The sequence below is a fragment of the Streptomyces sp. NPDC048462 genome (assembly GCF_043200175.1).
Lineage (GTDB): Bacteria > Actinomycetota > Actinomycetes > Streptomycetales > Streptomycetaceae > Streptomyces.
Map to the genome: position 1 here is coordinate 24,865 of NZ_JBICXG010000026.1, position 23,950 is coordinate 48,814.

Here is a 23,950-nt window from a genome sequence, read left to right on the forward strand (position 1 = left end):
TGCCACCCGCCGCCGGCCGGAGGACCGTTGCCGGACCGCAATGCGGACAGGGGGTGACGCTGGCCGGGACCCTCGCCTAGATTTCCTGCGCATTGCAAAGGTGATCAGCGAGGGGACGGAGTCGCCGCCATGTCAGCAGACCCAGAAGGAAAGCCAGCGGACCCAGGAGGAAAGCCGCCCACGGTCACACCCGTGCGGGTGGTCATCGCCCTCTGCCTCATCGCGCCGTTCGTGGCGATGCTCTGGGTGAGTTCGTACGCCAAGATCGACCCGACCTTCATCGGCATCCCGTTCTTCTACTGGTACCAGATGCTCTGGGTGCTCATCTCGACCGCACTCACGATGATCGCGTACAAGCTGTGGCAGCGTGACCAGCGCGCCCGCAAGGGGGGTGCGTCCGCATGAAGGACGGCGTGAACGGCATCGCGCTCGGCGTCTTCATCTTCTTCTTCCTGGCCGTCACGGTCGTCGGCTTCATGGCCGCCCGGTGGCGCAAGGCGGAGAACGAGGCCAGCCTCGACGAATGGGGCCTGGGCGGACGGTCCTTCGGCACCTGGGTCACCTGGTTCCTGCTCGGCGGCGACCTCTACACCGCGTACACCTTCGTGGCCGTACCGGCGGCGATCTACGCGGCCGGCGCGGCCGGCTTCTTCGCGGTGCCCTACACCATCCTGGTGTACCCGCTGATCTTCACCTTCCTGCCGCGCCTGTGGTCGGTCTCGCACAAGCACGGCTACGTCACCACCTCGGACTTCGTCCGGGGCCGGTTCGGCTCCAAGGGGCTCTCGCTGGCCGTCGCGGTCACCGGCATCCTCGCCACCATGCCGTACATCGCGCTCCAGCTCGTCGGCATCCAGGCGGTGCTGGACGTGATGGGCGTCGGCGGCGGCGAGGACACCAACTGGTTCGTCAAGGACCTGCCGCTGCTGATCGCGTTCGCGGTGCTCGCCGCGTACACGTACTCCTCGGGCCTGCGCGCACCCGCGCTGATCGCGTTCGTCAAGGACGGGCTGATCTACCTGGTCATCCTCGTGGCGATCATCTACATCCCGATCAAGCTCGGCGGCTTCGACGACATCTTCGCCGCCGCGCAGGAGAAGTTCAACGGCCCGCCGGGCTCCAAGCCGACCGGTGCGCTCGCGCCCGGCGTGGACGGCCAGTGGGGTTACGCCACGCTGGCGCTGGGCTCGGCGCTGGCGCTCTTCATGTACCCGCACTCCATCACGGCGACGCTCTCCAGCCGCAGCCGCAACGTGATCCGCCGCAACACCACGATCCTGCCGCTGTACTCGCTGATGCTGGGGCTGCTCGCGCTGCTCGGCTTCATGGCGATCGCCGCCGGGGTCAAGGTGGACAACGGCCAGCTGGCCATCCCGCAGCTCTTCGAGAACATGTTCCCCGACTGGTTCGCGGGCGTGGCGTTCGCCGCCATCGGCATCGGCGCCCTGGTCCCCGCGGCGATCATGTCGATCGCGGCGGCGAACCTCTTCACCCGGAACATCTACAAGGACTTCATCAAGCCCGACGCGACGCCCGCCCAGGAGACCAAGGTCTCCAAGCTGGTGTCGCTGCTGGTGAAGGTCGGCGCGCTCGCGTTCGTCCTCACCATGGACAAGACGGTCGCGATCAACTTCCAGCTGCTCGGCGGGATCTGGATCCTCCAGACGATGCCCGCCCTGGTCGGCGGCCTCTTCACCCGGTGGTTCCACCGCTGGGCGCTGCTCGCGGGCTGGGCGGTCGGCATGGTCTACGGAACGGCCGCGGCCTACGGGGTCGCCAGCCCCACCCAGGCGCACTTCGGCGGCTCGTCCAAGGAGATCCCGGGCATCGGCGAGATCGGCTACATCGGCCTGACGGCGTTCGTGCTGAACGTCGTGGTGACCGTCGTCCTCACCTTCGTCCTGAACGCCGTGAAGGCGCCTGCGGGGATCGACGAGACCTCTCCCGCCGACTACACCGCCGACGCGGGCGACCCGGGCGTGAAGACGGAGCTCCCGCCGGCCACGGCCGGTGCGCCCGGCGGTCACTGACCGAGGCGCCACGGGCCGCCGCACCCCAGCACGTGGGGAGCGGCGGCCCGTTCGCGCGTCCGGGGAACCCTCGGGCAGCGCCGCCGGAGCCGCCGGGGAAAACCCGTGCCGGCGCCGCCCGCGGGTGCGGCAGACTTCCGTGCATGGACATAACCATCAGGCCGGTCGAGCCCGCCGAGTACGCCGCCCTCGGCGAGATCACCGCCGAGGCCTATCTCGGGGACGGGCTGCTGGACTTCGGCGCCGACGACCCGTATCTGGTGCAACTGCGCGACGTCCCCCGGCGGGCCGCCGAGGCCGAGGTGCTCGTCGCGGCGGACGCGCGGGGCCGGGTCCTCGGCGGGGTCACCTACGCGCCGCCGGGCAACCGCTGGGCCGACATCGCGGCGCCGGACGAGGCCGAGTTCCGGATGCTCGCGGTCTCGCGCGAGGCACGTGGGGCCGGGGCGGGCGAGGCGCTCGTCCGGGCCTGTATCGACCGCGCACGAGCCACCCCGGGGGTCACCGGCATCGTCCTGTCGACGCAGCCGGCGATGCGCGGGGCCCATAGGATCTACGGGCGCCTCGGCTTCGTCCGGACCCCCGAAAAGGACTGGTATCCCATCGAAGGGCTCTCGCTGCTGACATACCGCCTGGAGTTCCCGGCGGTCTCTTGATCGGTCACGCGACACAACATGTGGGGGCTGCCTCATCCAGCGGCCCCCACATGTATGCTCGTGCTCGCTGTCGCCGCAGGGAAATCCGGTGCGAATCCGGAACTGTCCCGCAACGGTGTATTCGGTGTGCTTTTGCGCACCTCCGAGTCCGAGGACCTGCCGACAGCGCATCCGGCTCGACCGAACCGGATGCCCAGACGTCCGGGCCTCGTGGATGGGCCGGTGGACGCCGCACGGAGTGCTGCCCCGACCGGGCCCCGCTCCGCCCGGCTGCCCCGCTCCCCCGCCGGCCCAGAGCCGAGCGAGGGAGAGCACCACGTGACCATCGCGCCAGCCGATCCGGTTTCAGCGGCCGAATCAACGGGACCCACGAGCGACGGACCGGGCACCGCACTTCTGCGGACCCTCACCGCCCTCACCGCGGACCTGCCCGACACCGACCCCGGACGCGTCGCCGGCGCCGCGCTGCGCGGCCGCAACGCCCGGTCGGACGAGGCCGAGCTGAGCTCGCTGGCCACCGAGGCCGCGGCGGGCCTGATCTCCGAGGATCCCGCCTACTCCCGGCTCGCCGCCCGCCTCCTCACCCGCACCATCGCGGACGAGGCGGCCGGCCAGGGCGCGACGTCCTTCTCCGCGTCCGTCGCCGTGGGCCACCGCGAAGGCCTGATCGCGGACCGCACCGCCGAGTTCGTGACGCTGCACGCGGCCGCTCTCGACGCGCTGGTCGACCGGGCCCTCACCGACGGCGCCGACGACCGGTTCGGCTACTTCGGGCTGCGCACCCTGCACAGCCGCTACCTGCTGCGCCACCCGATCACCCGCCAGGTCGTCGAGACCCCGCAGCACTTCATGCTGCGGGTGGCCGCCGGGCTCGCGGAGGACGACTCCGAGCGCGCCCTGGACGAGGTCGCGGCCCTGTACCGGCTGATGAGCCGGCTGGACTACCTGCCCTCCTCCCCCACGCTCTTCAACTCCGGCACCCGGCACCCGCAGATGTCCTCCTGCTACCTGCTGGACTCGCCGCTGGACGAGCTGGACTCGATCTACGACCGCTACCACCAGGTGGCGCGGCTGTCGAAGCACGCGGGTGGCATCGGCCTCTCGTACTCCCGCATCCGGGCCCGCGGTTCGCTGATCCGGGGCACCAACGGGCACTCCAACGGCATCGTGCCGTTCCTCAAGACGCTCGACGCCTCCGTCGCCGCGGTCAACCAGGGCGGCCGGCGCAAGGGCGCCGCCGCGGTCTACCTGGAGACCTGGCACGCGGACATCGAGGAGTTCCTGGAGCTGCGCGACAACACGGGCGAGGACCAGCGGCGCACGCACAACCTGAACCTGGCGCACTGGATCCCGGACGAGTTCATGCGCCGGGTGGACGCGGACACCGAGTGGTCGCTGTTCTCCCCGGCCGACGTGCCCGAGCTGGTCGACCTGTGGGGCGACGCGTTCGACGCCGCCTACCGGGCGGCCGAGGCCAAGGGCCTGGCCCGCAAGACGATGCCGGCCCGTGAGCTGTACGGCCGGATGATGCGGACCCTCGCCCAGACCGGCCAGGGCTGGATGACGTTCAAGGACGCCTCCAACCGGACCGCGAACCAGACCGCCGAGCCGGGCCGCGTCGTGCACTCCTCGAACCTGTGCACCGAGATCCTCGAAGTCACCGACGACGGCGAGACGGCCGTCTGCAACCTGGGTTCGGTCAACCTCGGCGCGTTCGTCGAGGGCGGCACGATCGACTGGGAACGGCTGGACGCCACCGTGCGCACCGCCGTGACCTTCCTGGACCGGGTCGTCGACATCAACTTCTACCCGACCGAGCAGGCCGGCCGGTCCAACGCCCGCTGGCGGCCGGTGGGGCTGGGCGCGATGGGTCTCCAGGACGTCTTCTTCCAGCTGCGGCTGCCCTTCGACTCCCCCGAGGCCCGCGCGCTCTCCACGAAGATCTCCGAGCGGATCATGCTCGCCGCCTACGAGGCGTCCTGCGAGCTGGCCGAACGCTCGGGCCCGCTGCCCGCGTGGTCCGAGACGCGGGCCGCGCGCGGTGTGCTGCACCCCGACCACTACGAGACCGAGCTGAACTGGCCGGAGCGCTGGGACACGCTGCGCGCCCGGGTCGCGAAGAGCGGCATGCGGAACTCGCTGCTCCTGGCCATCGCGCCGACCGCCACGATCGCCTCGATCGCGGGCGTGTACGAGTGCATCGAGCCGCAGGTCTCCAACCTCTTCAAGCGCGAGACGCTCAGCGGTGAGTTCCTCCAGGTCAACGCCTACCTGGTGGACGAGCTGAAGAGGCTCGGCGTGTGGGACGCGCGGACCCGCGAGGCGCTGCGCGAGGCGAGCGGCTCGGTCCAGGGCTTCGCGTGGATCCCGGAGGACGTGCGGGCGCTGTACCGCACGGCGTGGGAGATCCCGCAGCGCGGACTGATCGACATGGCGGCGGCCCGTACCCCGTTCCTGGACCAGAGCCAGTCGCTGAACCTGTTCCTGGAGACGCCGACGATCGGCAAGCTCTCCTCGATGTACGCGTACGCCTGGAAGCAGGGGCTGAAGACGACGTACTACCTGCGCTCGCGCCCGGCGACCCGGATCGCGCGTGCCGCGTCCGGCCAGACGGCCGCCGCCGCCCCCATTCCCGTACAGCAGGCGACCGCGCCCGACGCGGACGCGATCGCCTGCTCCCTCGAAAACCCCGAGTCCTGCGAGGCCTGCCAGTAATGAGCACATCCGAGAACAAGAACCTGCTGGACCCGGGCTTCGAACTGACCCTGCGGCCGATGCGCTACCCGGACTTCTACGAGCGCTACCGGGACGCGATCAAGAACACCTGGACGGTGGAGGAGGTCGACCTGCACTCCGACGTCGCCGACCTCGCCAAGCTGTCGCCGGGCGAGCAGCACATGATCGGGCGGCTCGTCGCGTTCTTCGCCACCGGTGACTCGATCGTCTCCAACAACCTCGTGCTGACGCTGTACAAGCACATCAACTCCCCCGAGGCGCGGCTGTACCTGTCGCGGCAGCTGTTCGAGGAGGCCGTGCACGTCCAGTTCTATCTGACGCTGCTCGACACCTATCTGCCCGACCCGGCCGACCGGGCGGCGGCCTTCGACGCGGTCGAGGAGATTCCCTCGATCCGTGAGAAGGCGCAGTTCTGCTTCAAGTGGATGGACTCGGTCGAGAAGATCGACCGGCTGGAGACGAAGGCCGACCGCCGCCGCTTCCTGCTGAACCTGATCTGCTTCGCGGCGTGCATCGAAGGGCTGTTCTTCTACGGCGCGTTCGCCTACGTCTACTGGTTCCGCTCGCGCGGCCTGCTGCACGGCCTCGCCACGGGGACGAACTGGGTCTTCCGCGACGAGACCATGCACATGAGCTTCGCGTTCGAGGTCGTGGACACCGTCCGTAAGGAGGAGCCCGAACTCTTCGACGACGCCCTCCAGCAGCAGGTCACCGACATGCTGAAGGAGGCCGTCGAGGCGGAGCTGCAGTTCGGCCGTGACCTGTGCGGCGAGGGCCTGCCGGGCATGAACACGGAGTCCATGCGCGAGTACCTGGAGTGCGTGGCCGACCAGCGGCTCGCCCGGCTGGGCTTCCCCGCGGTGTACGGATCGCAGAACCCGTTCTCGTTCATGGAGCTCCAGGGCGTCCAGGAGCTCACGAACTTCTTCGAGCGCCGCCCGTCGGCCTACCAGGTGGCGGTCGAGGGCACGGTCGGCTTCGACGACGAGTTCTAGACCCCGCTCTTACGGCAGCGCCGCTCCACTGTGCGTTCGGCACGGTGGGGCGGCGCTGTGGCGTTGAGTCAGGCGACGTCGAACGTTCCGGCCCGCGCGCTGGCGACGAACGCGGAGAAGGGCCCCGTGCGAAGTCGACAGCAGAACGCATCACCACGCGCGCGAGGTGGGGCGGTGCTCGGAACTGGACCCGTCACGCGTCGAAGTCGTACTCCAGGACGTAAGCCGCCGCGTCCAGGACCATCTCGTTGACCTCCACGGGGCGGCGGCCCTCCTCCGCGAACGCGGTCCGGCAGATGAGCATGACGGGCGTACCCGCCGGAAGGCTCAGCTGCGACGCCTCCTCCGGCAGGGGCATCCGAGAGCGGATCTCCTCCCGGAAGTGGACCGGGGCGTGGCCCAGTTCGGCCAGTCGCGCGTAGATGCCTCCCGGGCCCGTGTCCGGCTGGGTGATGGCTGAGCCCGCGACCAGGGATGCGGGGAGGTACGAGGTCGACAGCAGCACCGGCTTACCTTCCAGGACGAACCGGCGGCTCCTCACGCAGACCTTCTCCCCCGCCTCAAGGCCGAGCACCCGCGCTGCGTTCTCCGAGGCGATCCCCTCGCGTACTTCCACCTGATCCACCGCCAGGTCTCGCCCCTGAAGGTCCGCTTCCCAGACGGAGCGTCCGGACCCCCACCGCTCGCTCGCCAACCGCTGAATCCCACTCCGCCTCAGTGGCTGGAAGGCACGAACGAAAACGCCCACACCTTTCCGGGCTTCCGTCAGCCCTTCGCTCTGGAGCACGCTCAGCGCCTGCCGAACCGTCATGCGCGCTACGCCGTACTGCGTCATGAGGTCGTTCTCGCCTGGGAGACGGCTCCCCGCCCCCAATGCTCCAGACCGGATCTCCGCCTTCAAGGCGTTCGCGATCCGCTGGTACTTGGGCTCACGGCGGCCGGCGTCGGTGGCCATCAACGGGTTCCTCTCCTTTCCGGACAGCTTAGGCCCGCCAGTCACTCACGCGACATCCGGGCACGACCCCGTGCGCCGATCAGCAGGCCCACCTGGGCGTTTGTAGGGGTGCGTAAGTCGACTCACGCACCCCTACCCAGATGCGAACAGCAGAGCCACACGAATGCAAGCCGATCGGTTAACATCTCTAGAGACCTCTAGTTCTCTAGAGATGTCACGAGATTCGGCCCCACGCTGAGCGGCTCCATCTGTCGCCCGGCAAACACCGCGACGGCACGAGGAGCGATCGATGTACGGCGAGAACTTACGTCCGCATATCCAGGAACCCCCTGACCTCCCCGCCCCTGGAACCCTCCTGGTCGACACCAGCCGCAACAACCGCGTCGGCGAGTTCCGGGGGGTCGCCGGCTTCCACTGGTCGCTGCGGCCGATGGGCGGCGGCACCGAGTGGGAGGCCGAGCCCCGTTACGTACGGCCCGCGCTCCCCATAGAGCAGCTCCGTGCCCGTACCGCGCGGGCCAACGCCCGCAGCCGGGGGGAGGTTCTGTGAACCCCACCGTACGGTTGCGGGCTCGGCTGGTCCTGCTCTTCGGAGCCGCCGAGATTCACCTACGGCTCCGGCTCCCCCGACTCACCTGGGCTCTCACCCGGCGTTCGCACCACCCCGCCAGACCCTTCGACGAACTCGTACGCATCGAATCCGACCCCGCCTATCGGGCCCTGTTCTTCGCGGAGTTGGACGCGGCCCTCGGCGAACGCCTCGCCGCCCACACCGACGTGGCGGAGGCGATCGAGGCGGCGGCCGACCGGCTCCGGGACCTGCTCATCGACTCCGGCGACCACGAGCGTGCCGCATGAACCGCCTGGGTTACGCCGCCGAGGTCACCGTGTCGGACAGGCAGCGGTTCGCCTCGCTCGGTGGCGTCACCGTACGCAGCCGTCGGCTCGCCCTCCTGTCCGACGGCACCACAGACGATCTACGAGGACGCCCCCAGCCATGAACCAGTGCACCGCCGTCGCCCTCCTCCCACCCCCGGACAACGTCGTCGCCCTGTCCGTCCCCGGACACCGCCCCGAAGCCGGATACATCCTCTGTGAACTCGGCGAGGACCACGACGACCAGCACGCCGCCATGCTCTGGGACGAGGGCGGGCGGCCCGGAAGTGCCGTCTGGGTCCGATGGAAGGGCGCAGGGCACGCCCGGCTCACGCCGCTCCCCTGGTGTTCCGCGCGCGATCCCTTCGACGAAGCCTGCGAACTCTTCGCCGCACACCCCTCCGCACACAGCTGGGGCGTCACCGACCCCACCGATGAAGCCATCACCCACAGCCTCGCCCATCAGCATCCTCATCTGTTCCCCGAGTACCGGGACGAGGACGGGAGGTAGGGCCGCGCCCGGAGGCTTCTGCTAACCCACCGAACCCGGCCCCGGCCCAGCCACGCAGGGCGATACACCGAGGCCTCCAAGCCCTTCAGATCCTCGCCCAGCTCCTCACGTACGGACGCCGTGCGGCCTTCACCGGCTGCGCGGCGTCCGCCGTTGTCGGTGGTGCTGTTCTCCGGCTCCGTTCCGCGTCCCGGAGCTCGCGGTCGATGCGGAGCTCGCGGGCGATCCCGATCAGCGCCGGGAGCAGGACGAGGACGATAACAGCGGATATGCCCAGGACGTTCTGGAATGTGTTCATGCCTCTACTGTCGTCCGTCCGGGCAGAATCCGGCAGTGGCAGGACTGTCATGGAGCATCGAATTACTGCCACACTGGGGCCATGCTGAAAAACGTCGCCGTCCTGCTGCTCGACGAGGTCCACCCCTTCGAACTCGGCGTGCTCTGCGAGGTGTTCGGCCTCGACCGCAGCGAGGAGGGCCTGCCGGTGCACGATTTCGCCGTGGTCTCCGCCGACGGCCCGGTGCTCCGGACACACGCGGGGTTCACCATCAGCACCCCGCACGGCCTCGACCGCCTGGAGGAGGCCGACCTCATCGCCGTACCGGCCGGCAGCCGCTTCACGGACCGGGAGTACCCGGAAGAGGTGCTGGAGGCCCTGCGCAGGGCCGTGGACCGGGGCGCCCGGGTGCTGAGTGTCTGCTCGGGGGCGTTCGTGCTGGGCGCGGCCGGACTGCTGGACGGCCGCCGCTGCACCACGCACTGGCGCCACTCCGACGCGCTGGCCCGCCGCTTCCCGCGCGCCTGCGTCGAGCCCGACGTGCTGTACGTGGACGAGGGTTCCGTCATCACGTCGGCGGGCACGGCCGCGGGCATCGACGCCTGCCTGCACCTGGTCCGCCAGGCGTACGGGCCCGCCGCCGCGAACACCATCGCCCGCCGCATGGTGGTGCCGCCGCACCGCGACGGCGGGCAGGCGCAGTACATCCAGCGGCCGCTGCCCCGCGACCGCTGCGACACGGTCGGCGAGACCCTGGTCTGGATGGAGCGCCATCTGAACGAGGAGATGACCGTCGAACAGCTCGCCGCCCAGGCGCACATGTCGCCGCGCACCTTCGCCCGGCGCTTCCAGCAGGAGACGGGCACCACGCCCTACCGCTGGCTGCTGCGCCAGCGGGTGCTGCTGGCCCAGCACCTCCTGGAGACATCGGACGAAACGATGGACACGATCGCGGGACTGGCTGGCTTCGGCAACGCCGCAGCCCTGCGTCATCAGTTCGTGCGTTCTTTGGGCACCACGCCGAACGCCTACCGGCGGACGTTCCGCGGGCCGTCGGAACTGACCGAAGTCGCCTGACCCCGGCAGCGTTGACATCCGATCATTCGTCCAACCCTTTCCCTCACCTGTCCATGGACCCGGGCCCGGCGACGGGCCAGGGTCGGACGATGGACATCCGGACGGCAAGACGAAGGACCATCGGGGCCGTGGTGGCCGCGCTCGCCGCCACTCTGCTGCCCTGGCAGAGCGCTGCGGCCGTGGACAAACCGGCCGCCGCTCCGCCGCCCGAGGTGCTGCCCTCGCTGCGGCAGTGGCAGCCGGGCGAGGGGGAGTTCACCCTCACGGACCGGGCCAGGATCGTGCTGGACGGGGTGCGGGAGCAGCGCACCGCCGATGACGCGAAGACGTTCGCGGGCGAGCTGAACGGCGGCGCTCCGGTGTCCCGGGGCCGGGCGCGGGCCGGCGACGTGGTGCTGCGCCAGGACGCCTCCCTGAAGGGGTCGCTGGGCGCGGAGGGCTACCGGCTCGATGTCGGGGACCGGGTCACGGTCACCGCGGCGACCTCCACCGGCGTGTTCTACGGCTCGCGCACCGTGCTCCAGCTGCTGAACGACGACGGCCGCGCGGCCCGGGGCTCGGCCACCGACGTGCCCGCGTACCGGGAGCGCGGCGTCGGGGTCTGCGCCTGCTACATCAACGTGTCCCTCCCCTGGTTCGAGCGGCTGATGAAGGACATGGCCTCGCAGAAGCTCAACCAGCTCTGGATCGAGGCGAAGGTCAGGAGCGACACCGACCCCGAGTCGGCGTTCTGGGGGTACTACACCAAGCCGCAGATCCGGTCCCTGGCCGCGATGGCGAAGAAGTACCACATCGAGCTGGTGCCGGAGATCAACTCCCCCGGCCACATGGACACCTATCTGGAGAACCATCCCGAGCTCCAGCTCAAGGACAAGGACGGCGTCGCCTCACCGCCCCGGCTGGACATCTCCCGGCCCGAGGCGCTGACGTACTACACCTCCCTGGTGGACGAGGCTCTGAAGGTGTGGGACAGCCGCACCTGGCACATGGGCGCCGACGAGTACATGATCGGCTCCTCGTATCCGGACTACCCGCAGCTCCAGGCGGCCGCGACCGCGAAGTTCGGCGCGTCGGCCACCCCCGACGATCTCTTCGTCGACTTCATCAACCAGGTCAACGCACATGTGAAGGCCGGCGGCCGCTCGCTGCGGATCTGGAACGACGGCCTGACCGGCCACAACGCCACCGTGCCGCTGGACCGCGACATCACCGTCGAGCACTGGCTGGGCGGCGGCGCCATCCAGCAGCCGTCAGAACTGCTGGCCGAGGGCCGTCCGGTGATGAACTCCGCCTACTCCCTCTACCTGGTGCGCGGCGGCTTCACGATGGACACGCGCAAGCTGTACGAGAGCGACTGGACGCCGTTGGGCTTCGAGGGCGAGACGCTGCCCGCCGCGGCGGCGAACCTGACCGGCGCGAAGATCAGCCTCTGGCCGGACAGCGCGGCCGCCGAGACCGAGAACGAGGTCGAGGCGAAGGTCTTCATGCCGCTGCGCTTCATCGCCCAGGCCACCTGGGGCGGCCCGAAGCCGAGTGACACGTACGCCGGTTTCGAGGCCCTGGCCCGGCGGATCGGCCACGCGCCCGGCTGGGCGAACACCGACCGCACCCCGCTCCCCGACGGCACGTACCGGCTGACGTCCGGCGCGAAGGCGCTCGCGCCCGGCGCGGACTCCGGGGTGTCGCTGACCCGGGGCGCGATGGCGGGCTGGACGCTCACCGCTACCGCCGACGGGTACTACACCGTCCGCTCGGCCGGGAACGGGACGTGTCTGGACGCGGTACGGGGGAAGAAGTACCTGGGCGCACCGCTGGAGGTGGGTGCCGAGCTGTCGCTCGGGACCTGCTCGGCGGGCGCGCGCACCCAGCGCTGGCAGCTGGACACCGGGGCCGGTGCGCTGGTCCTGCGCAACGCCGTCTCGCAGCTCCGGCTGACGGAGCGGGCCGCGGACGGCGCGGCGGTACAGACGACGGGCGGGACGCGCCTGACAGCGAAGTCCGCCTGACGCGCGACTGTGGGGCCCGCCGTGACGGCGGGCCCCACACGTGCGCCGGAGGTCAGATACCGCAGTTCGGCGCCGACCAGAAGTGGCTCGGGCCCTGGTTCACGTGGACGTGGTCGTTGTGGTCCGGGTACCCCGGGCCGAGGATGCCGTTGAACCCGTGGTTACGGGCCTCCTTGGCCAGGGTGCAGAAGGCGATGCCACCCAGGTCGGCCGCGTCGCCGTACAGGTGCCGGCTGTTCGAGGCACCACCGACCGAACTGTTGCAGGACGTGGAGCGGAAACCGCTGTTGATGGTGATGGGGTGGTCGCCGAGCGCGTGGCGCAGCGCCTCCAGTTTCCACATGGTGCTCAGCGCGTTGGCCTTCGCCGTTCCCGCCGCGACCGCGCCACCGGCCCAGGTGCTGTTGCACTTGTTGAGTTCGGCGTAGGTGAAGTGGACGGGCGTGCAGTCGTTGTCCTGGAGGGCGTAGAGCTTGGCCTGGGTGGCCGGGCCCGCGACGCCGTCGGCGGCCAGCCCGTAGGCGGCCTGGAAACGCTTGACGGCGGCTGTGGTGGCCGGTCCGTAGGAGCCGTCGACGGCCAGTACGGAGTTGTACCCGGGGTATCCGGCGACCCTGATCTGGAGCTGGACGACATCGTTGCCGGTGGCGCCCGGCGAGAGGGTCCGGGTCCAGGTGTAGCAGCCGTCGGCCTGGGCGGTGCCGGCCGTGACCACGGCCCCGCCCAGCGCGAAAGCCATGGTCATGACAAGGCCGAGCAGAAGTCTCGCGGAACGTCTGAGCATGAGGGCTCCCTACCACGACGAAGGTGTGAGCAGAGAGACTGTCGGACGAGTCGACGCGCGTCAACTACGCCCAGGAGAAGGCTGGTTGACGGACGGGAGACAGCGGGGCCCTGCCCCGGCGTACCGGAACAGGGCCCCGCGTCAGCTGCGAAGCCGCCGGTGTCAGTCGTTCGGCACGATCTCGTAGCGCGGGGTGTTCTCCTCCATCTGCCGGAGCGCGTCCTTGCGGTCACGCTTGGAGAGCCGGTCGATGTACAGGTACCCGTACAGGTGGTCCGTCTCGTGCTGGAGGCAGCGGGCGAAGTAGCCGTTGCCCCGCACCTTGACCGGATTGCCCTTCGCGTCCTGTCCGCGCACCACCGCGTAGTCCGGGCGGGCCAGCGAGGCGTACGCCGTCGGGACCGAGAGGCAGCCCTCGTTGGCGTCGTCCAGGACGCGCTCCTCGGGCGCCAGCTCGTCCAGCACCGGGTTGCAGATGACGCCGGTGTGCCGCACTCCGTCGTCGTCGGGGCAGTCGTAGACGAAGACCTTGAGGTCGACGCCGATCTGGTTGGCGGCCAGGCCCACGCCCTCCGCCGTCCGCTGGCTGGCGAACATGTCGTCGATCAGCGTGGCCAGCTTGTCGTCGAACGCGGTGACGTCCTTGCACTCCTTGTGCAGGACCGGGTTGCCCACCACCGTGATCGGGCGCGAGGTGCCGCGCTCGCGGTAGGCCGCCTCACGCGCCTCACAGTCCTCGGTGTCGACGAGGAAGCCCTCGCCGTCGACGCTGATCTGCTCGTCCGTCTGGTGCTGCGCCATGTCCGCCGTACGCCTTCCTCACAACGTGAAACCCGGGATCCGCGGCTCACGAGGACCCGGGCACCCGAACACCGGAATCGGTGCGCACACAGCCTACGGGTAGCGGTCAGCAGACCTCTTCCAGATCCCGCCACTCGCGGCTGTCCGGACTGTCCGCGACCCATCCGTCCAGCAGCCCGCGCACCAGCCCCGCGGGCGCCGCGAGCCCGCACTCACGCTCCGGTACCCACAGCTCACCCGCGGTGCGGTGACCCAGCGGGCCGGGGTGACCCGGCTCGCTGTGGTCGTGCGGGTCCAGGTGCTCGCCGTCGCCCTCGTCGCTCTCCATCCGGCTCTCCGAGCAGGCCCGGCAGAGCAGCCGGACGGACGAGGACCAGTCCTCGGCGGCGAAACCGGCGTCGGAGGCCAGCTGCTCCAGGGCGTCCCGGTCCTCCTCGGTGGCGGCTTCGAGGAGCACCACCCAGGTCGGCACGGGGGACGGCGCCCACAGCTCGATCTCGTCGAACACGGGGTAGGAGGGCCCGGCCGCGGTGATCCGTTCACCGTTCGGCACCCCGTCGTGCAGCACGACCTCGCCCCAGCGCCGCCCGGAGGACGGCAGCGGGATCGACAGCACTTCCATCCGCGCCGGGTCCAGCCTGCGGCCCCACACGACCTCGGCCTCGCCCTCGGGCGACAGCCGTACGGCCGCGCTGCCCAGGTCCAGGCCGACCGGCTCGCTGTTGGAGGCGGGGGTCTGCTGCCCGCCTCCGGGCACCCTCAGCCCGTAGGCCTGCCAGGCCCGGCGCGCCAGCGGCCAGTCCTGCAGCGCGGTGGCCGCGATCCCGACGTTCCACCAGTCGGGGGCGCCGGATTCCTTGTCGAGCAGCGCCACGGCGCGCAGCCCGGCGGCCCGCGCCTGCTCCCAGTCATGCCGGAACTTGTGCAGCAGCGCCAGGTTGAACCATGACTCGGAGAGCCAGGGCTCCAGGTCCGCCGCACGCGTCAGCAGTGCGCCCGCGTCCTCGTACCGGCCGTCGCCGATCAGCGTGAACGCGCGGTCCGTGGCCTGCCGCCAAGAGGCGGAGGGCCGATGCCGTACCTTCCCGAAGATCCTCACGATTCCCGCCTGTCCCGACTGGACACCCTCGTTTTCCGCTCTCCTTCGCATCCAACCATGCCTGGCCGGACGCTCGCTCATTACCCATGGGTTACCCAGGCGGGACGGGGGTCAGACCGCCCCTGGCCAGAACCCGGGCGAGCGATTCCACGACCTGGGGCTGGTAGTCGTGGCCGGTCCCGAGCCTGAGCCGCTCCAGCGCGCCGAGCGGCCCGCCGGCGCTGTCCCCGCACAGGTCGTCGTACGCGTTGACCGCCCTGACGATCCTGGCGGACAGCGGCTGCTCGCGGAAGGGGTCCGCCTGCTGCTCCACGACGACGGCGACCCTCGCGTCCACCCCGGTCTGGCGGACCACGGCCCCGGGGGGGGGGGGGGGGCGGGGGGGGGGGGGGGGGGGGGGGGGGGGGGGGGGGGGGGGCCGGCGGCCGGGGGGGCGCGCGGGGCGGGCGGGGGGCCCGGCCCCCCCCCCCGCCCGCCGCCCCCCCCCGCCCCCCCCCGGGGGGGGCGCCCCCCGCCCCGGCGGGCCCCCGGCCGGCGGGGGGGCGCGCCCCCCGGCAGGGTGGCGGTGGCCCCCTCCGGGACCGGGTCGACCAGCGAGAGCTGCCCGATGTCGTGCATCAGGGCCGCGTACTCCAGGACCGTGAGATCGGGCCCGGAGAGCCCCAGCTCACGGCCGACGGCCGTGCAGAGCGCCGCCACCCTGCGGGCGTGGCCGTGCGGGGTGTACCCGGCGATCTCGGTGGATCGGGCCAGCGAGGCGATGGTCTGCCGGTAGGTGGTGCGCACCGCGGCGTAGCGGCGGAAGGAGAGCTGGGTGAGCAGCAGCGGTACGCACAGGACGGGCAGCGCCCACAGCCCGGCCGCGGCGACCCCGAGCGCCATCACCGCACCGGTCGCGCAGACCGCCGATCCGATGCCGATCAGGGCCCGCAGCTCGTCGCGGAGCAGCGGGCCGTACGGGACGGTGGTACCGGCCCGCAGCACCAGGGCGCCCAGGACGGCGTCGCACAGCGCGGTGAGGCCGAGCAGCAGGAGCAGGAAGGCCGCGTAGTACGGGCCGTCGCCGAACCAGGTCTCGGACCGGCCGGAGTTGTAGAGCGGCTGGAAGCACACGGCCGCGAATCCCACGGTCAGGATGCGGCGTGCCACCTGGTCCGGGCCGGGCCCGCTGCCGCGTGCCACATGGGGCACCGAGGCGACGAGCTGGGCCGCGACGAGCACGGCGATCACCTGGAGTGCGCCCTGGCCGGTGGGCTGCCCGCCGCTGCGCCCGAGCAGGGCGTACGCGAGGGCTCCGGCGGCGCCGAGCGGCGCGGGCTCCCGCTCCCCGGGGAGGGCGCCCCAGCGGGCCAGCTCGCCGATGGCGATGAGCACCCCGAAGGCGAGGGCGTGGCCCGGGTCGTGGATCCCGTGCCAGAGGGTGTGCCCGAGCGCGGCGGCGGTGAGCGCGAGGGCGGCGCCGCGCACGAGCGGGGTGACGGGTGCCGGCCGGACCCGCTGTGCCCTCACCGCCGCCGGCCCGGCCGTCGGGGGGCCGGCGGGGGCGGCACGCCGAATCCGGCCCCGCCGTCCGCCGAATCCGGCGACGCGCCGGGACCGGGCCCGTCCGGCGGCTGTGGACGAGCCGGCCCCCGGGCGGCGCCGGAGCCCACGCCCGGCTCCCCGCCGCGCGCTCCCGGCACCTCCGCCCCCGTAACGGCGGACGACACCCACCCGTGCCGTTCCAGGCCGCGCGCCAGCGCCCGCACCATCTGCGGATCGAACTGGGTGCCGGCACACCGCTTGAGCTCCGCCACGGCGGCCGGCACCGGGCGCCCCGGCCGGTAGGACCTGGTCGAGGTCATCGCGTCGAAGGCGTCGGCCACGGCGACCACCCGGGCGAACTCGGGGATCTCGCGGCCGGTGAGCCCGTACGGGTAGCCGCTGCCGTCGAGCCGTTCGTGGTGGTGCAGGATCGCGGCCCGTGCCTCACCGAGGAATCCGATGCCGCGCACGATCTCGTGCCCGTACTCCGGGTGCAGCTCGATCACCCGGCGCTCGTCCGGGGTCAGCGGCCCGTCCTTGCGCAGTACCCGGGTCGGCACGCCGAGCTTGCCGACGTCGTGCAGGATGCCGGCGAACCGGAGCACTTCGACGCGGTCCCGCGCCATGCCCAGCTCATCGGCGATCAGCACGGAGGCGCGCCCCACGCGCTCGCTGTGGCCCCGGGTGTAGGTGTCCTTGATGTCGACGGCCTGCACCAGGGCCCTGATCGTGGCGCGGTGCGCGGCGTGCTCGCGGTGGTACTGGGCGAAGACCCAGCAGGAGATGTACATCGGCAGCAGGACGAAGAGCGCGGCCAGCGGCCCGTACGAGCTGTTCCACAGGACCGCCATCATCAGTCCGGCGAAGCCGTGCACGAGGTGCGGGCCGAGCGAGCGGGGCAGCAGCCCGCTCCAGGCGCGGCGCAGCGGCAGCTGTTCGGCCGCGGCCAGGATCGAGCCGTCCAGCGCGCTCAGCACCAGGCTGAAGGCGAGGGCGGCCGCACAGGCGGGCAGCAGCGCGTACGGGAGGTCGGGCAGCCGTCCGGCTCCCGATCCGCCGAGTGCGGCGGGCCCGCCGAGCAGGGCGTGGACCCGGGAGGCCGCCCAGACGGTGAGGGCGAGCTGTGCCGCCCGCCAGATCCGGCGGGCGGCGGCCGGGGGGTTCTCCACCCGCCCGGCGAACGAGCCGGGTATCGCGACCAGCGCCGCCGCTCCCGGCGGCAGCAGGAAGGCGGCGGCGAGGAGCAGCGGGAAGAACGATCCGGCGCTGACCGGCACGGAGCTGCCGAAGAAGGGGCAGCGGCCGGGAAGTTCACAGAGGAGGTAGAGCCCGGTGAGCAGTGCGAGGGTGGTCCACGGGGTGCCCGCGCCGGGGCGCAGCGCGGGCAGCACGCAGAGGGTGGCGCAGAGCGCGACGGCCAGGATGTACGCCCGCGCCGCGCCGCGTGTGGCTCTCACCCGTTCCGCCCGCCCCCAGCATCGCCAAATGGAGGCGCCAGGCTAGCGAGTTGGGTGGCCGGGCTCGGTGCCGACAGCCAGGATTAGCACGTTCGGGTGATGCGTCAGTCCTTGGCGCCGGCCGGCAGCTCGCTGTCGGAGACCGTCACGTCCTGCTCGGGCACGGCCTGGCCGGAGCGGATCAGGTCGATCCGCCCCATCACCTTGGAGCGCAGGTCGGTCGGCACGTCGTCCTGACCGCAGCAGCGCTTCACCAGCTTCTTCACGGCCTGCTCGAGACCGTACTTCTCCAGGCAGGGCGAGCACTCACCGAAGTGCGTCTCGAACTTGGTGCAGTCGCTGTCGGGCATCTCCCGGTCGAGGAACTCGTAGAGGTGGTCAAGGACCTCCGAGCAATCCGTCTCGTGCGGCTCTCCGCAGCTCATGAGCCCGAGCCTTTCCGATCGTCCGACTCACCGGCGCCCGCCGGGACGAGCCCGCGGTCACGGGCGTAGTCCTCCAGCATGCCGCGCAGTTGACGGCGGCCCCGGTGCAGTCGGGACATCACCGTACCGATGGGAGTCCCCATGATGTCCGCGATCTCCTTGTAGGCAAAGCCCTCGACATCGGCAAGATAAACCGCGATGCGGAACTCTTCGGGGATCGCCTGCAGCGCAGACTTCACATCGGAGTCGGGCAGGTGGTCGAGGGCCTGGGACTCGGCGGAGCGCAGACCGGTCGACATGTGCGACTCGGCACGCGCCAGCTGCCAGTCCTCGATCTCCTCGGCCGCGCTGCGCTGGGGTTCGCGCTGCTTCTTGCGGTACGAGTTGATGAACGTGTTGGTGAGGATGCGGTACATCCACGCCTTGAGGTTGGTGCCCTCACGGAACTGGTGGAAGGAGCCGTACGCCTTGGCGTACGTCTCCTGGACCAGGTCCTCGGCATCCGCGGGGTTGCGCGTCATGCGCAGCGCGGCCGAGTACATCTGGTCGAGGAAACCGAGGGCATCGCGCTCGAAGCGCGCGTTGCGCTCGGCGGTCGTCTCCTGCGGGCGGCCGTCGTCGGTCCCTGTGTCGGTCCCAGTGACCGGACCCACCTCCTCCAACGCTGTGGCGGATCCGAAACCGGACCCGCTCGAATCGGAGAATAGTCGACCTTGGTCGAGCGCGGGCTGTCGATCCGATCCGCTCAGTGCCCGCTCGGGAGTGGTCTTGGCCGCATGCAGCACCGTCCACTCCAGGTCAGCGGCGTTCGAGCGACGCGGGCAGATGGTCGAACCCATGCGACGGACTCCCTCTCCACATACGACGTTGGTGTACCGACACACGGCACAACAGTGGCCCCCCGCCCAACATTCCCGGCTGCCGTGTCAGACGATTCCGGCCAGCCATCCGGTCACGGCCGAGGTGAGGATCTCCATCGCCTGATCCTCGGTCACCCCCGACCGCTTCGGTACGGCGAACCCGTGGTCCCCGTGCGGCACCTCGGTGATCCGGTACTCCCCCGACGGGAATTCGGCGGGCCTGCCGAACGGGTCGCTGCCGCCCTGGACGACGAGGGTGGGTACGCCGGAGCCCAGCAGTTCGTCCGCGCGGGACTTCTCCGGCCGGCCCGGCGGGTGCAGCGGGAAGCTGAGCGCGAGGACGGCACGGGCGCCGAGTCCGGCCGCGGTCCGGCAGGCGACCCGGGCCCCGGCGCTGCGCCCGCCGGCCACGACCGGGAGCCCGGCGGCCGCCAGGGCGGGCCACAGGCCGCGCCAGCCGGTGTCCAGGGTCTTCGGGGCGGGCGCGAGCTTCTTCCCGGCGACCCGCCAGGGCTGCTCCACCAGAGCGACGCTCACTCCGTGGGCGGGCAGTGCGGCGGCCAGGGCCCGCAGGTCCCGGGCCTCGATGCCGCCGCCGGCGCCGTGGCCGAGGGCGAGCAGGAGGCGGGGTTCCTTCGCGGGCAGCCAGCTGATCCGGGCGGTTCCGGCCTCGGTGTCTACCGTCTCGGTGCGGGGGTCCTTCTCGGTGGCTTTCACACCCCCATCCAACCAACCCGTGGCGGGCCGGCCGGGGTCCGGCGCGTACCTCAGAACAGCGTGCTGACCTCGGGCGCGGCGAGCTCGTCCTTCAGCTCGGGTCCGTTGTTGCGGACGTTGCTGACGGCGGTGGCCACCGGGTAGGCGCGCATCAGGCCGCCGGGCGGGGGCGTGAGCAGGCCCCGCAGTTCCTCCATGTCGGTGTGCGAGGGGTCCAGCCAGTCGTCCCAGCGGTCCGGGGTGAGCATCAGCGGCATCCGGGGGTGGATGTCGGCGAGCGCGGCGGGCCCCTCTGCTGGGGCGACGGCGAGCGGGCTCGTCTCCGCCTCGGTGGTGATCACCGAGCAGGTCACCCACCAGGCCTGCGGATGGTCGTCGGGCAGGGTCCGGTCGCGCCAGAACTCGTAGAGCCCGGCCATGGCGAAGACCGATCCGTCGGCCGGGGTCACGAAGTAAGGCTGCTTGCGGGGCCGCTTCTTGCGCCCCTTCTCCTCCAGCTGCCGTTCCTCGCTGCCGGTCACCCACTCGTAATAGCCGTCGGCCGGCAGGATGCAGCGGCGCGAGACGAAGGGGCGGCGGAAGGACGGCTTCTCGTGCACCGTCTCGGCGCGGGCGTTGATCATCCGGGCGCCGCCCTCCGGCGATTTGGCCCAGGAGGGGACGAGCCCCCATTTCAGTGCGCGCAACTGGCGAACCGGACGCTGGTCATCCGCGTCTTTCACCGGACGCTCCAGTACGGCGTAGACCTCCTTGGTCGGCGCCACGTTGTAATCGGGCTCCAGCGTCTCGGCCGGTTCCCACTTCTCCACCTGGAAGAGTCCGGTCAGATCCTCGGGCCGCCGACTCGCTGCATACCGTCCGCACATAAGTGCCAGACTGCCACGACCGTCACCCCGACCGGACGTCAATACCGCAAGGAGCCGCCCGCGCCATGGACAGCACCGATCTCGGCAATCTCTGGGACCGCGTCTTCGGCACCCAGCCGGCCCCCGAGCAGTGGCTGGTCGTGGTGACCGCCACGGCCGCGCTCATCGCCGTCGTGCCGAACTTCATATGGCGGCTGACCCGCAACGCGATCACCATCGCCCACGAGGGCGGTCACGGACTCATCGCGCTGCTGAGCGGGCGGCAGCTGTCGGGCATCCGGCTGCACTCGGACACCAGCGGGCTGACGGTGAGCCGGGGCAAGCCGACCGGTATCGGCATGGTCCTCACCGCGGCGGCGGGCTACACCGCGCCGCCGCTGCTGGGGCTCGGGGGCGCCTGGCTGCTGGCCAACGGCCGGATCACGCTGCTGCTCTGGCTGGCGACCGCGCTGCTCGCGGTGATGCTGGTGATGATCCGCAATGTGTACGGGGCGCTGACGGTGATCCTCACCGGTTCGCTCTTCCTGCTGATGTCATGGCTGGCCTCACCCGCCTGGCAGTCGCTGTTCGCGTACAGCGCGGTCTGGTTCCTGCTGCTGGGCGGCGTGCGTCCGGCGTTCGAGCTGCAGTCCAAGCGGCGTCACGGCGGTGCGCCGGACTCGGACGCCGACCAGCTGTCCCGGCTGACGGACGTACCGGCGGCGCTGTGGCTGTTCCTGTTCCACGCCGTTTCGCTCTGCTCGCTGATCGGCGGCGGGCGCTGGCTGCTGGGGCTGTGACCCCTCTCCCTCTACCACTCCCGTAATTACGTCCCGGTTTCCCCGCATTTGATCAAGATCCGGGTTTGCGAAGAGCCATTAAAGTGAGCCCATGACCGAAAGTTCCGTGCACCCCGCCCTCTGGCCCGCCCCTCACGCGAGCGGAGCCGTCGACGCGACCGTCACCGTGCCCGGATCGAAGTCGGTCACCAACCGCGCGCTGGTACTGGCCGCGCTCTCCTCGGAGCCCGGCTGGCTGCGCCGGCCGCTGCGCTCGCGCGACACCCTGCTGATGGCGGACGCGCTGCGCGCGATGGGCGTCGGCATCGAGGAGACGGTGTCCTCCAGCTCGTCGGTCGCGGGCGGCCCGGACGGCTCCGGCGAGGCCTGGCGGGTCATCCCGGCCGGTCTGCACGGCCCGGTCACCATCGACGTCGGCAACGCCGGCACGGTCATGCGCTTCCTGCCCCCGGTGGCGGCCCTCGCGGACGGCCAGGTCCACTTCGACGGCGACCCGCGCTCCTACGAGCGCCCGCTGAACGGGGTGATCGACGCCCTGCGGGTGCTCGGCGCCCGGATCGACGACGACGGGCGCGGCTCGCTGCCGATGACGGTGCACGGCGGCGGCGCGCTGGACGGCGGCCCGGTCGCGATCGACGCGTCCTCGTCCTCCCAGTTCGTCTCGGCGCTGCTGCTGTCGGCGCCGCGCTTCAACCAGGGCGTGGAGGTGCGCCACACCGGCACCCGGCTCCCGTCCATGCCGCACATCCGGATGACCGTCGACATGCTGCGGGCCGTCGGCGCCCAGGTCGACGAGCCGGAGACGGGCGGCGAGCCGAACGTCTGGCGGGTCTCCCCCTCCGCACTGCTCGGCCGCGACCTGACCATCGAGCCGGACCTCTCCAACGCCCAGCCGTTCCTGGCCGCGGCGCTGGTCACCGGCGGCCGGGTCACCGTGCCGGACTGGCCGCTGCACACCACGCAGCCCGGTGACGCGCTGCGCGAGATCTTCACCGCGATGGGCGGCAGCTGCGAGCTGACCGAGCACGGGCTCACCTTCACCGGCTCCGGCCGGATCCACGGCATCGACGTCGACCTCGGCGAGGTCGGCGAGCTGACCCCGGGCATCGCGGCGGTCGCGGCCCTGGCCGACTCCCCCTCCACCCTGAGCGGCGTGGCCCATCTGCGGCTGCACGAGACGGACCGGCTCGCCGCGCTCACCAAGGAGATCAACGAGCTGGGCGGCGAGGTCACCGAGACCGCCGACGGCCTCCACATCCGGCCGAGGCCGCTGCACGGCGGTACCTTCCATACGTACGACGACCACCGGATGGCCACCGCCGGGGCGGTCATCGGCCTTGCCGTCCCCGGAGTGGAGATCGAGAACGTGGCGACGACCGCCAAGACCCTGCCCGACTTCCCGCAGATGTGGACCGGAATGCTCGGGGCCTGAGACATGCGCCGCTACGGCAAGAACCCCGACGAGGACGACATCCGCGTCCGCCCCAACCGCAAGGGCAACCGGCCCCGTACGCATACCCGTCCCAAGCACGAGGACGCCGAGGACGGCATGGTCCTCACCGTCGACCGAGGCCGCCTCACCTGTCTCGTCGAGGGCCGCACGGTCATCGCGATGAAGGCCCGTGAGCTGGGCCGCAAGGCAGCCGTGGTGGGCGACACCGTTTCCATCGTCGGCGATCTGTCGGGCGACAAGGACACCCTCGCCCGGATCGTCCGGATCGGTGAACGCCGCTCGGTGCTGCGCCGGACGGCGGACGACGACGATCCGTTCGAACGGGTGGTGGTCGCCAACGCGGACCAGCTCGCGATCGTCACCGCCCTGGCCGATCCGGAACCCCGCCCGCGCATGATCGACCGCTGTCTGGTCGCCGCGTACGACGGCGGGCTCTCGCCCCTCCTGGTGCTGACCAAGTCCGATCTGGCCTCACCGGACAAGCTGCTGGAGGCGTACACCCCGCTGGGCGTGCCGTTCATCGTCACCAACCGCGAGGAGCTGGAGAACGGCGACGCGGCGGAGCGGGTACGCGAGCAGCTCAACGACCGGGTGACGGCGTTCGTCGGGCACTCCGGTGTCGGGAAGACCACGCTGGTCAACGCATTGGTGCCGAAGGACAGGCGGCGCACCACCGGGGTCGTCAACGCGGTCACCGGGCGCGGCCGCCACACCACCACCTCGGCACTGGCCCTGCCGCTGCCGGACTACCGGGGCTGGGTCATCGACACCCCGGGCGTCCGTTCCTTCGGCCTGCACCACATCGACCCCTCCCGGGTCATCAACGCCTTCCCCGACCTGCAGCCCGGCACCGAGAACTGCCCGCGCGGCTGCACCCACGACAGCCAGCAACCGGAATGCGCGCTGGACGCCTGGGTGGCCGACGGGCACGCCGATCCGGCCCGGCTGGACTCACTGCGCCGGCTGCTCTCCACCCGGGAGCGACGCGAAGGCGACTGATCCGGGCACGTTTGCGATCACTCGCCACCGGTAAGTGCATAATCACGAATCACGCCCAGCGGTACGA

24 protein-coding genes, 2 pseudogenes and 1 riboswitch are annotated in these 23,950 nt (G+C 71.2%); of the genes and pseudogenes, 14 read left to right on the top strand and 12 right to left on the bottom strand.

All coding sequences use genetic code 11. The features are described from left to right. Nucleotides 1–198 precede the first annotated feature (198 nt). From ACGFU6_RS31540 to ACGFU6_RS31560, 5 genes are all read left to right on the top strand, one after another. Nucleotides 199–405, top strand: coding sequence for a DUF3311 domain-containing protein (locus ACGFU6_RS31540; protein ID WP_037787228.1), 207 nt, complete (start codon nucleotides 199–201; stop codon nucleotides 403–405). Continuing rightward, nucleotides 402–2,030 carry a monocarboxylate uptake permease MctP gene (mctP, locus tag ACGFU6_RS31545; RefSeq protein ID WP_393615907.1) on the top strand — a complete coding sequence of 543 codons (1,629 nt, stop codon included), beginning with the start codon at nucleotides 402–404 and terminating at the stop codon, nucleotides 2,028–2,030. Before ACGFU6_RS31540 ends, mctP begins: the two co-directional genes overlap by 4 nt. 143 nt (nucleotides 2,031–2,173) lie before the next feature. After that, nucleotides 2,174–2,686 carry a GNAT family N-acetyltransferase gene (locus ACGFU6_RS31550; RefSeq protein ID WP_393615909.1) on the top strand — a complete coding sequence of 171 codons (513 nt, stop codon included), beginning with the start codon at nucleotides 2,174–2,176 and terminating at the stop codon, nucleotides 2,684–2,686. A 41-nt stretch (nucleotides 2,687–2,727) separates the two neighbouring features. Further along, a riboswitch (cobalamin riboswitch) is annotated at nucleotides 2,728–2,865 on the top strand. A 139-nt stretch (nucleotides 2,866–3,004) separates the two neighbouring features. Continuing rightward, nucleotides 3,005–5,401 (top strand): ribonucleoside-diphosphate reductase subunit alpha, encoded by a 2,397-nt coding sequence (locus ACGFU6_RS31555; RefSeq protein WP_393615911.1) that lies wholly within the window; start codon nucleotides 3,005–3,007, stop codon nucleotides 5,399–5,401. After that, nucleotides 5,401–6,417: a ribonucleotide-diphosphate reductase subunit beta gene (locus tag ACGFU6_RS31560; protein WP_393615913.1), complete on the top strand. Its 1,017-nt coding sequence runs from the start codon at nucleotides 5,401–5,403 to the stop codon at nucleotides 6,415–6,417. The genes ACGFU6_RS31555 and ACGFU6_RS31560 overlap by 1 nt, the downstream gene beginning before the upstream one ends. Nucleotides 6,418–6,610: 193 nt before the next feature. On the opposite strand, the gene ACGFU6_RS31565 is transcribed toward ACGFU6_RS31560, so the two are convergent. Continuing rightward, nucleotides 6,611–7,372 (bottom strand): GntR family transcriptional regulator, encoded by a 762-nt coding sequence (locus ACGFU6_RS31565; RefSeq protein WP_393615915.1) that lies wholly within the window; start codon nucleotides 7,370–7,372, stop codon nucleotides 6,611–6,613. Between the two features lie 289 nt (nucleotides 7,373–7,661). On the opposite strand from ACGFU6_RS31565, the gene ACGFU6_RS31570 reads away from it, so the two are divergent. The 4 genes from ACGFU6_RS31570 to ACGFU6_RS31585 are packed head-to-tail and all read left to right on the top strand — an operon-like array spanning nucleotide 7,662 to nucleotide 8,759. After that, nucleotides 7,662–7,922 (top strand): hypothetical protein, encoded by a 261-nt coding sequence (locus ACGFU6_RS31570; RefSeq protein ID WP_393615917.1) that lies wholly within the window; start codon nucleotides 7,662–7,664, stop codon nucleotides 7,920–7,922. Continuing rightward, nucleotides 7,919–8,230, top strand: a complete 312-nt coding sequence (locus ACGFU6_RS31575; protein WP_393615919.1) for a hypothetical protein — start codon at nucleotides 7,919–7,921, stop codon at nucleotides 8,228–8,230. Before ACGFU6_RS31570 ends, ACGFU6_RS31575 begins: the two co-directional genes overlap by 4 nt. Beyond that, nucleotides 8,227–8,373 carry a hypothetical protein gene (locus ACGFU6_RS31580; RefSeq protein ID WP_393616009.1) on the top strand — a complete coding sequence of 49 codons (147 nt, stop codon included), beginning with the start codon at nucleotides 8,227–8,229 and terminating at the stop codon, nucleotides 8,371–8,373. The genes ACGFU6_RS31575 and ACGFU6_RS31580 overlap by 4 nt, the downstream gene beginning before the upstream one ends. Further along, a complete protein-coding gene (locus ACGFU6_RS31585; RefSeq protein WP_393615921.1) occupies nucleotides 8,370–8,759 on the top strand; it encodes a hypothetical protein in 390 nt (129 codons plus the stop codon). Before ACGFU6_RS31580 ends, ACGFU6_RS31585 begins: the two co-directional genes overlap by 4 nt. A gap of 85 nt (nucleotides 8,760–8,844) precedes the next feature. Here ACGFU6_RS31585 and ACGFU6_RS31590 read toward each other — a convergent pair whose 3' ends face one another. Continuing rightward, nucleotides 8,845–9,057 carry a hypothetical protein gene (locus ACGFU6_RS31590; protein WP_393615923.1) on the bottom strand — a complete coding sequence of 71 codons (213 nt, stop codon included), beginning with the start codon at nucleotides 9,055–9,057 and terminating at the stop codon, nucleotides 8,845–8,847. A gap of 81 nt (nucleotides 9,058–9,138) precedes the next feature. On the opposite strand from ACGFU6_RS31590, the gene ACGFU6_RS31595 reads away from it, so the two are divergent. Together ACGFU6_RS31595 and ACGFU6_RS31600 are read left to right on the top strand one after the other, a co-directional pair. Further along, nucleotides 9,139–10,113 (top strand): helix-turn-helix domain-containing protein, encoded by a 975-nt coding sequence (locus ACGFU6_RS31595; RefSeq protein WP_393615925.1) that lies wholly within the window; start codon nucleotides 9,139–9,141, stop codon nucleotides 10,111–10,113. A gap of 89 nt (nucleotides 10,114–10,202) precedes the next feature. Beyond that, on the top strand, nucleotides 10,203–12,119 hold the full coding sequence (locus ACGFU6_RS31600) for a family 20 glycosylhydrolase (RefSeq protein ID WP_393615926.1): 1,917 nt from the start codon (nucleotides 10,203–10,205) through the stop codon (nucleotides 12,117–12,119). 52 nt (nucleotides 12,120–12,171) lie between these two features. Here ACGFU6_RS31600 and ACGFU6_RS31605 read toward each other — a convergent pair whose 3' ends face one another. The 10 genes and pseudogenes from ACGFU6_RS31605 to ACGFU6_RS31650 all read right to left on the bottom strand — a co-directional run bounded on the left by ACGFU6_RS31605 (nucleotide 12,172) and on the right by ACGFU6_RS31650 (nucleotide 20,652). After that, a complete protein-coding gene (locus ACGFU6_RS31605) occupies nucleotides 12,172–12,903 on the bottom strand; it encodes a D-Ala-D-Ala carboxypeptidase family metallohydrolase (protein ID WP_390087150.1) in 732 nt (243 codons plus the stop codon). Between the two features lie 162 nt (nucleotides 12,904–13,065). Beyond that, nucleotides 13,066–13,704 carry a peptide deformylase gene (def, locus tag ACGFU6_RS31610; RefSeq protein WP_393615928.1) on the bottom strand — a complete coding sequence of 213 codons (639 nt, stop codon included), beginning with the start codon at nucleotides 13,702–13,704 and terminating at the stop codon, nucleotides 13,066–13,068. 106 nt (nucleotides 13,705–13,810) lie between these two features. Beyond that, on the bottom strand, nucleotides 13,811–14,803 hold the full coding sequence (locus ACGFU6_RS31615) for a tetratricopeptide repeat protein (RefSeq protein ID WP_393615930.1): 993 nt from the start codon (nucleotides 14,801–14,803) through the stop codon (nucleotides 13,811–13,813). Between the two features lie 91 nt (nucleotides 14,804–14,894). Continuing rightward, nucleotides 14,895–15,164 (bottom strand): annotated as a pseudogene (locus ACGFU6_RS31620) (metal-dependent phosphohydrolase); the annotation flags it as partial. Nucleotides 15,165–15,317: 153 nt separating this feature from the next. Next, nucleotides 15,318–16,312 (bottom strand): annotated as a pseudogene (locus ACGFU6_RS31625) (metal-dependent phosphohydrolase); the annotation flags it as partial. Further along, nucleotides 16,309–17,784 carry an HD-GYP domain-containing protein gene (locus ACGFU6_RS31630; RefSeq protein ID WP_393615932.1) on the bottom strand — a complete coding sequence of 492 codons (1,476 nt, stop codon included), beginning with the start codon at nucleotides 17,782–17,784 and terminating at the stop codon, nucleotides 16,309–16,311. The pseudogene ACGFU6_RS31625 and the gene ACGFU6_RS31630, both read right to left, overlap by 4 nt. Before the next feature lie 104 nt (nucleotides 17,785–17,888). After that, nucleotides 17,889–18,209, bottom strand: coding sequence for a mycothiol system anti-sigma-R factor (rsrA, locus tag ACGFU6_RS31635; protein ID WP_393615933.1), 321 nt, complete (start codon nucleotides 18,207–18,209; stop codon nucleotides 17,889–17,891). Beyond that, nucleotides 18,206–18,862 (bottom strand): sigma-70 family RNA polymerase sigma factor, encoded by a 657-nt coding sequence (locus ACGFU6_RS31640; protein ID WP_018105559.1) that lies wholly within the window; start codon nucleotides 18,860–18,862, stop codon nucleotides 18,206–18,208. The genes rsrA and ACGFU6_RS31640 overlap by 4 nt, the downstream gene beginning before the upstream one ends. 273 nt (nucleotides 18,863–19,135) lie before the next feature. After that, entirely contained in the window at nucleotides 19,136–19,786 is a 651-nt protein-coding gene (locus tag ACGFU6_RS31645) for an alpha/beta family hydrolase (RefSeq protein ID WP_393615934.1), read from the bottom strand. A gap of 50 nt (nucleotides 19,787–19,836) precedes the next feature. Next, the gene (locus ACGFU6_RS31650; RefSeq protein ID WP_393615935.1) at nucleotides 19,837–20,652 is read right to left on the bottom strand and encodes an SOS response-associated peptidase; all 816 of its coding nucleotides are present in this window, start codon (nucleotides 20,650–20,652) and stop codon (nucleotides 19,837–19,839) included. A 65-nt stretch (nucleotides 20,653–20,717) separates the two neighbouring features. Between ACGFU6_RS31650 and ACGFU6_RS31655 the strand changes: the two genes are divergently transcribed. The 3 genes from ACGFU6_RS31655 (at nucleotide 20,718) to rsgA (ending at nucleotide 23,883) form a co-directional block, all read left to right on the top strand. Further along, on the top strand, nucleotides 20,718–21,431 hold the full coding sequence (locus tag ACGFU6_RS31655; RefSeq protein ID WP_123523666.1) for a M50 family metallopeptidase: 714 nt from the start codon (nucleotides 20,718–20,720) through the stop codon (nucleotides 21,429–21,431). Nucleotides 21,432–21,522: 91 nt separating this feature from the next. Further along, nucleotides 21,523–22,863 (top strand): 3-phosphoshikimate 1-carboxyvinyltransferase, encoded by a 1,341-nt coding sequence (gene aroA / locus ACGFU6_RS31660; RefSeq protein WP_393615937.1) that lies wholly within the window; start codon nucleotides 21,523–21,525, stop codon nucleotides 22,861–22,863. Between the two features lie 3 nt (nucleotides 22,864–22,866). Continuing rightward, a complete protein-coding gene (rsgA, locus tag ACGFU6_RS31665) occupies nucleotides 22,867–23,883 on the top strand; it encodes a ribosome small subunit-dependent GTPase A (protein ID WP_393615939.1) in 1,017 nt (338 codons plus the stop codon). The last annotated feature ends 67 nt before the right edge of the window (nucleotides 23,884–23,950 follow it).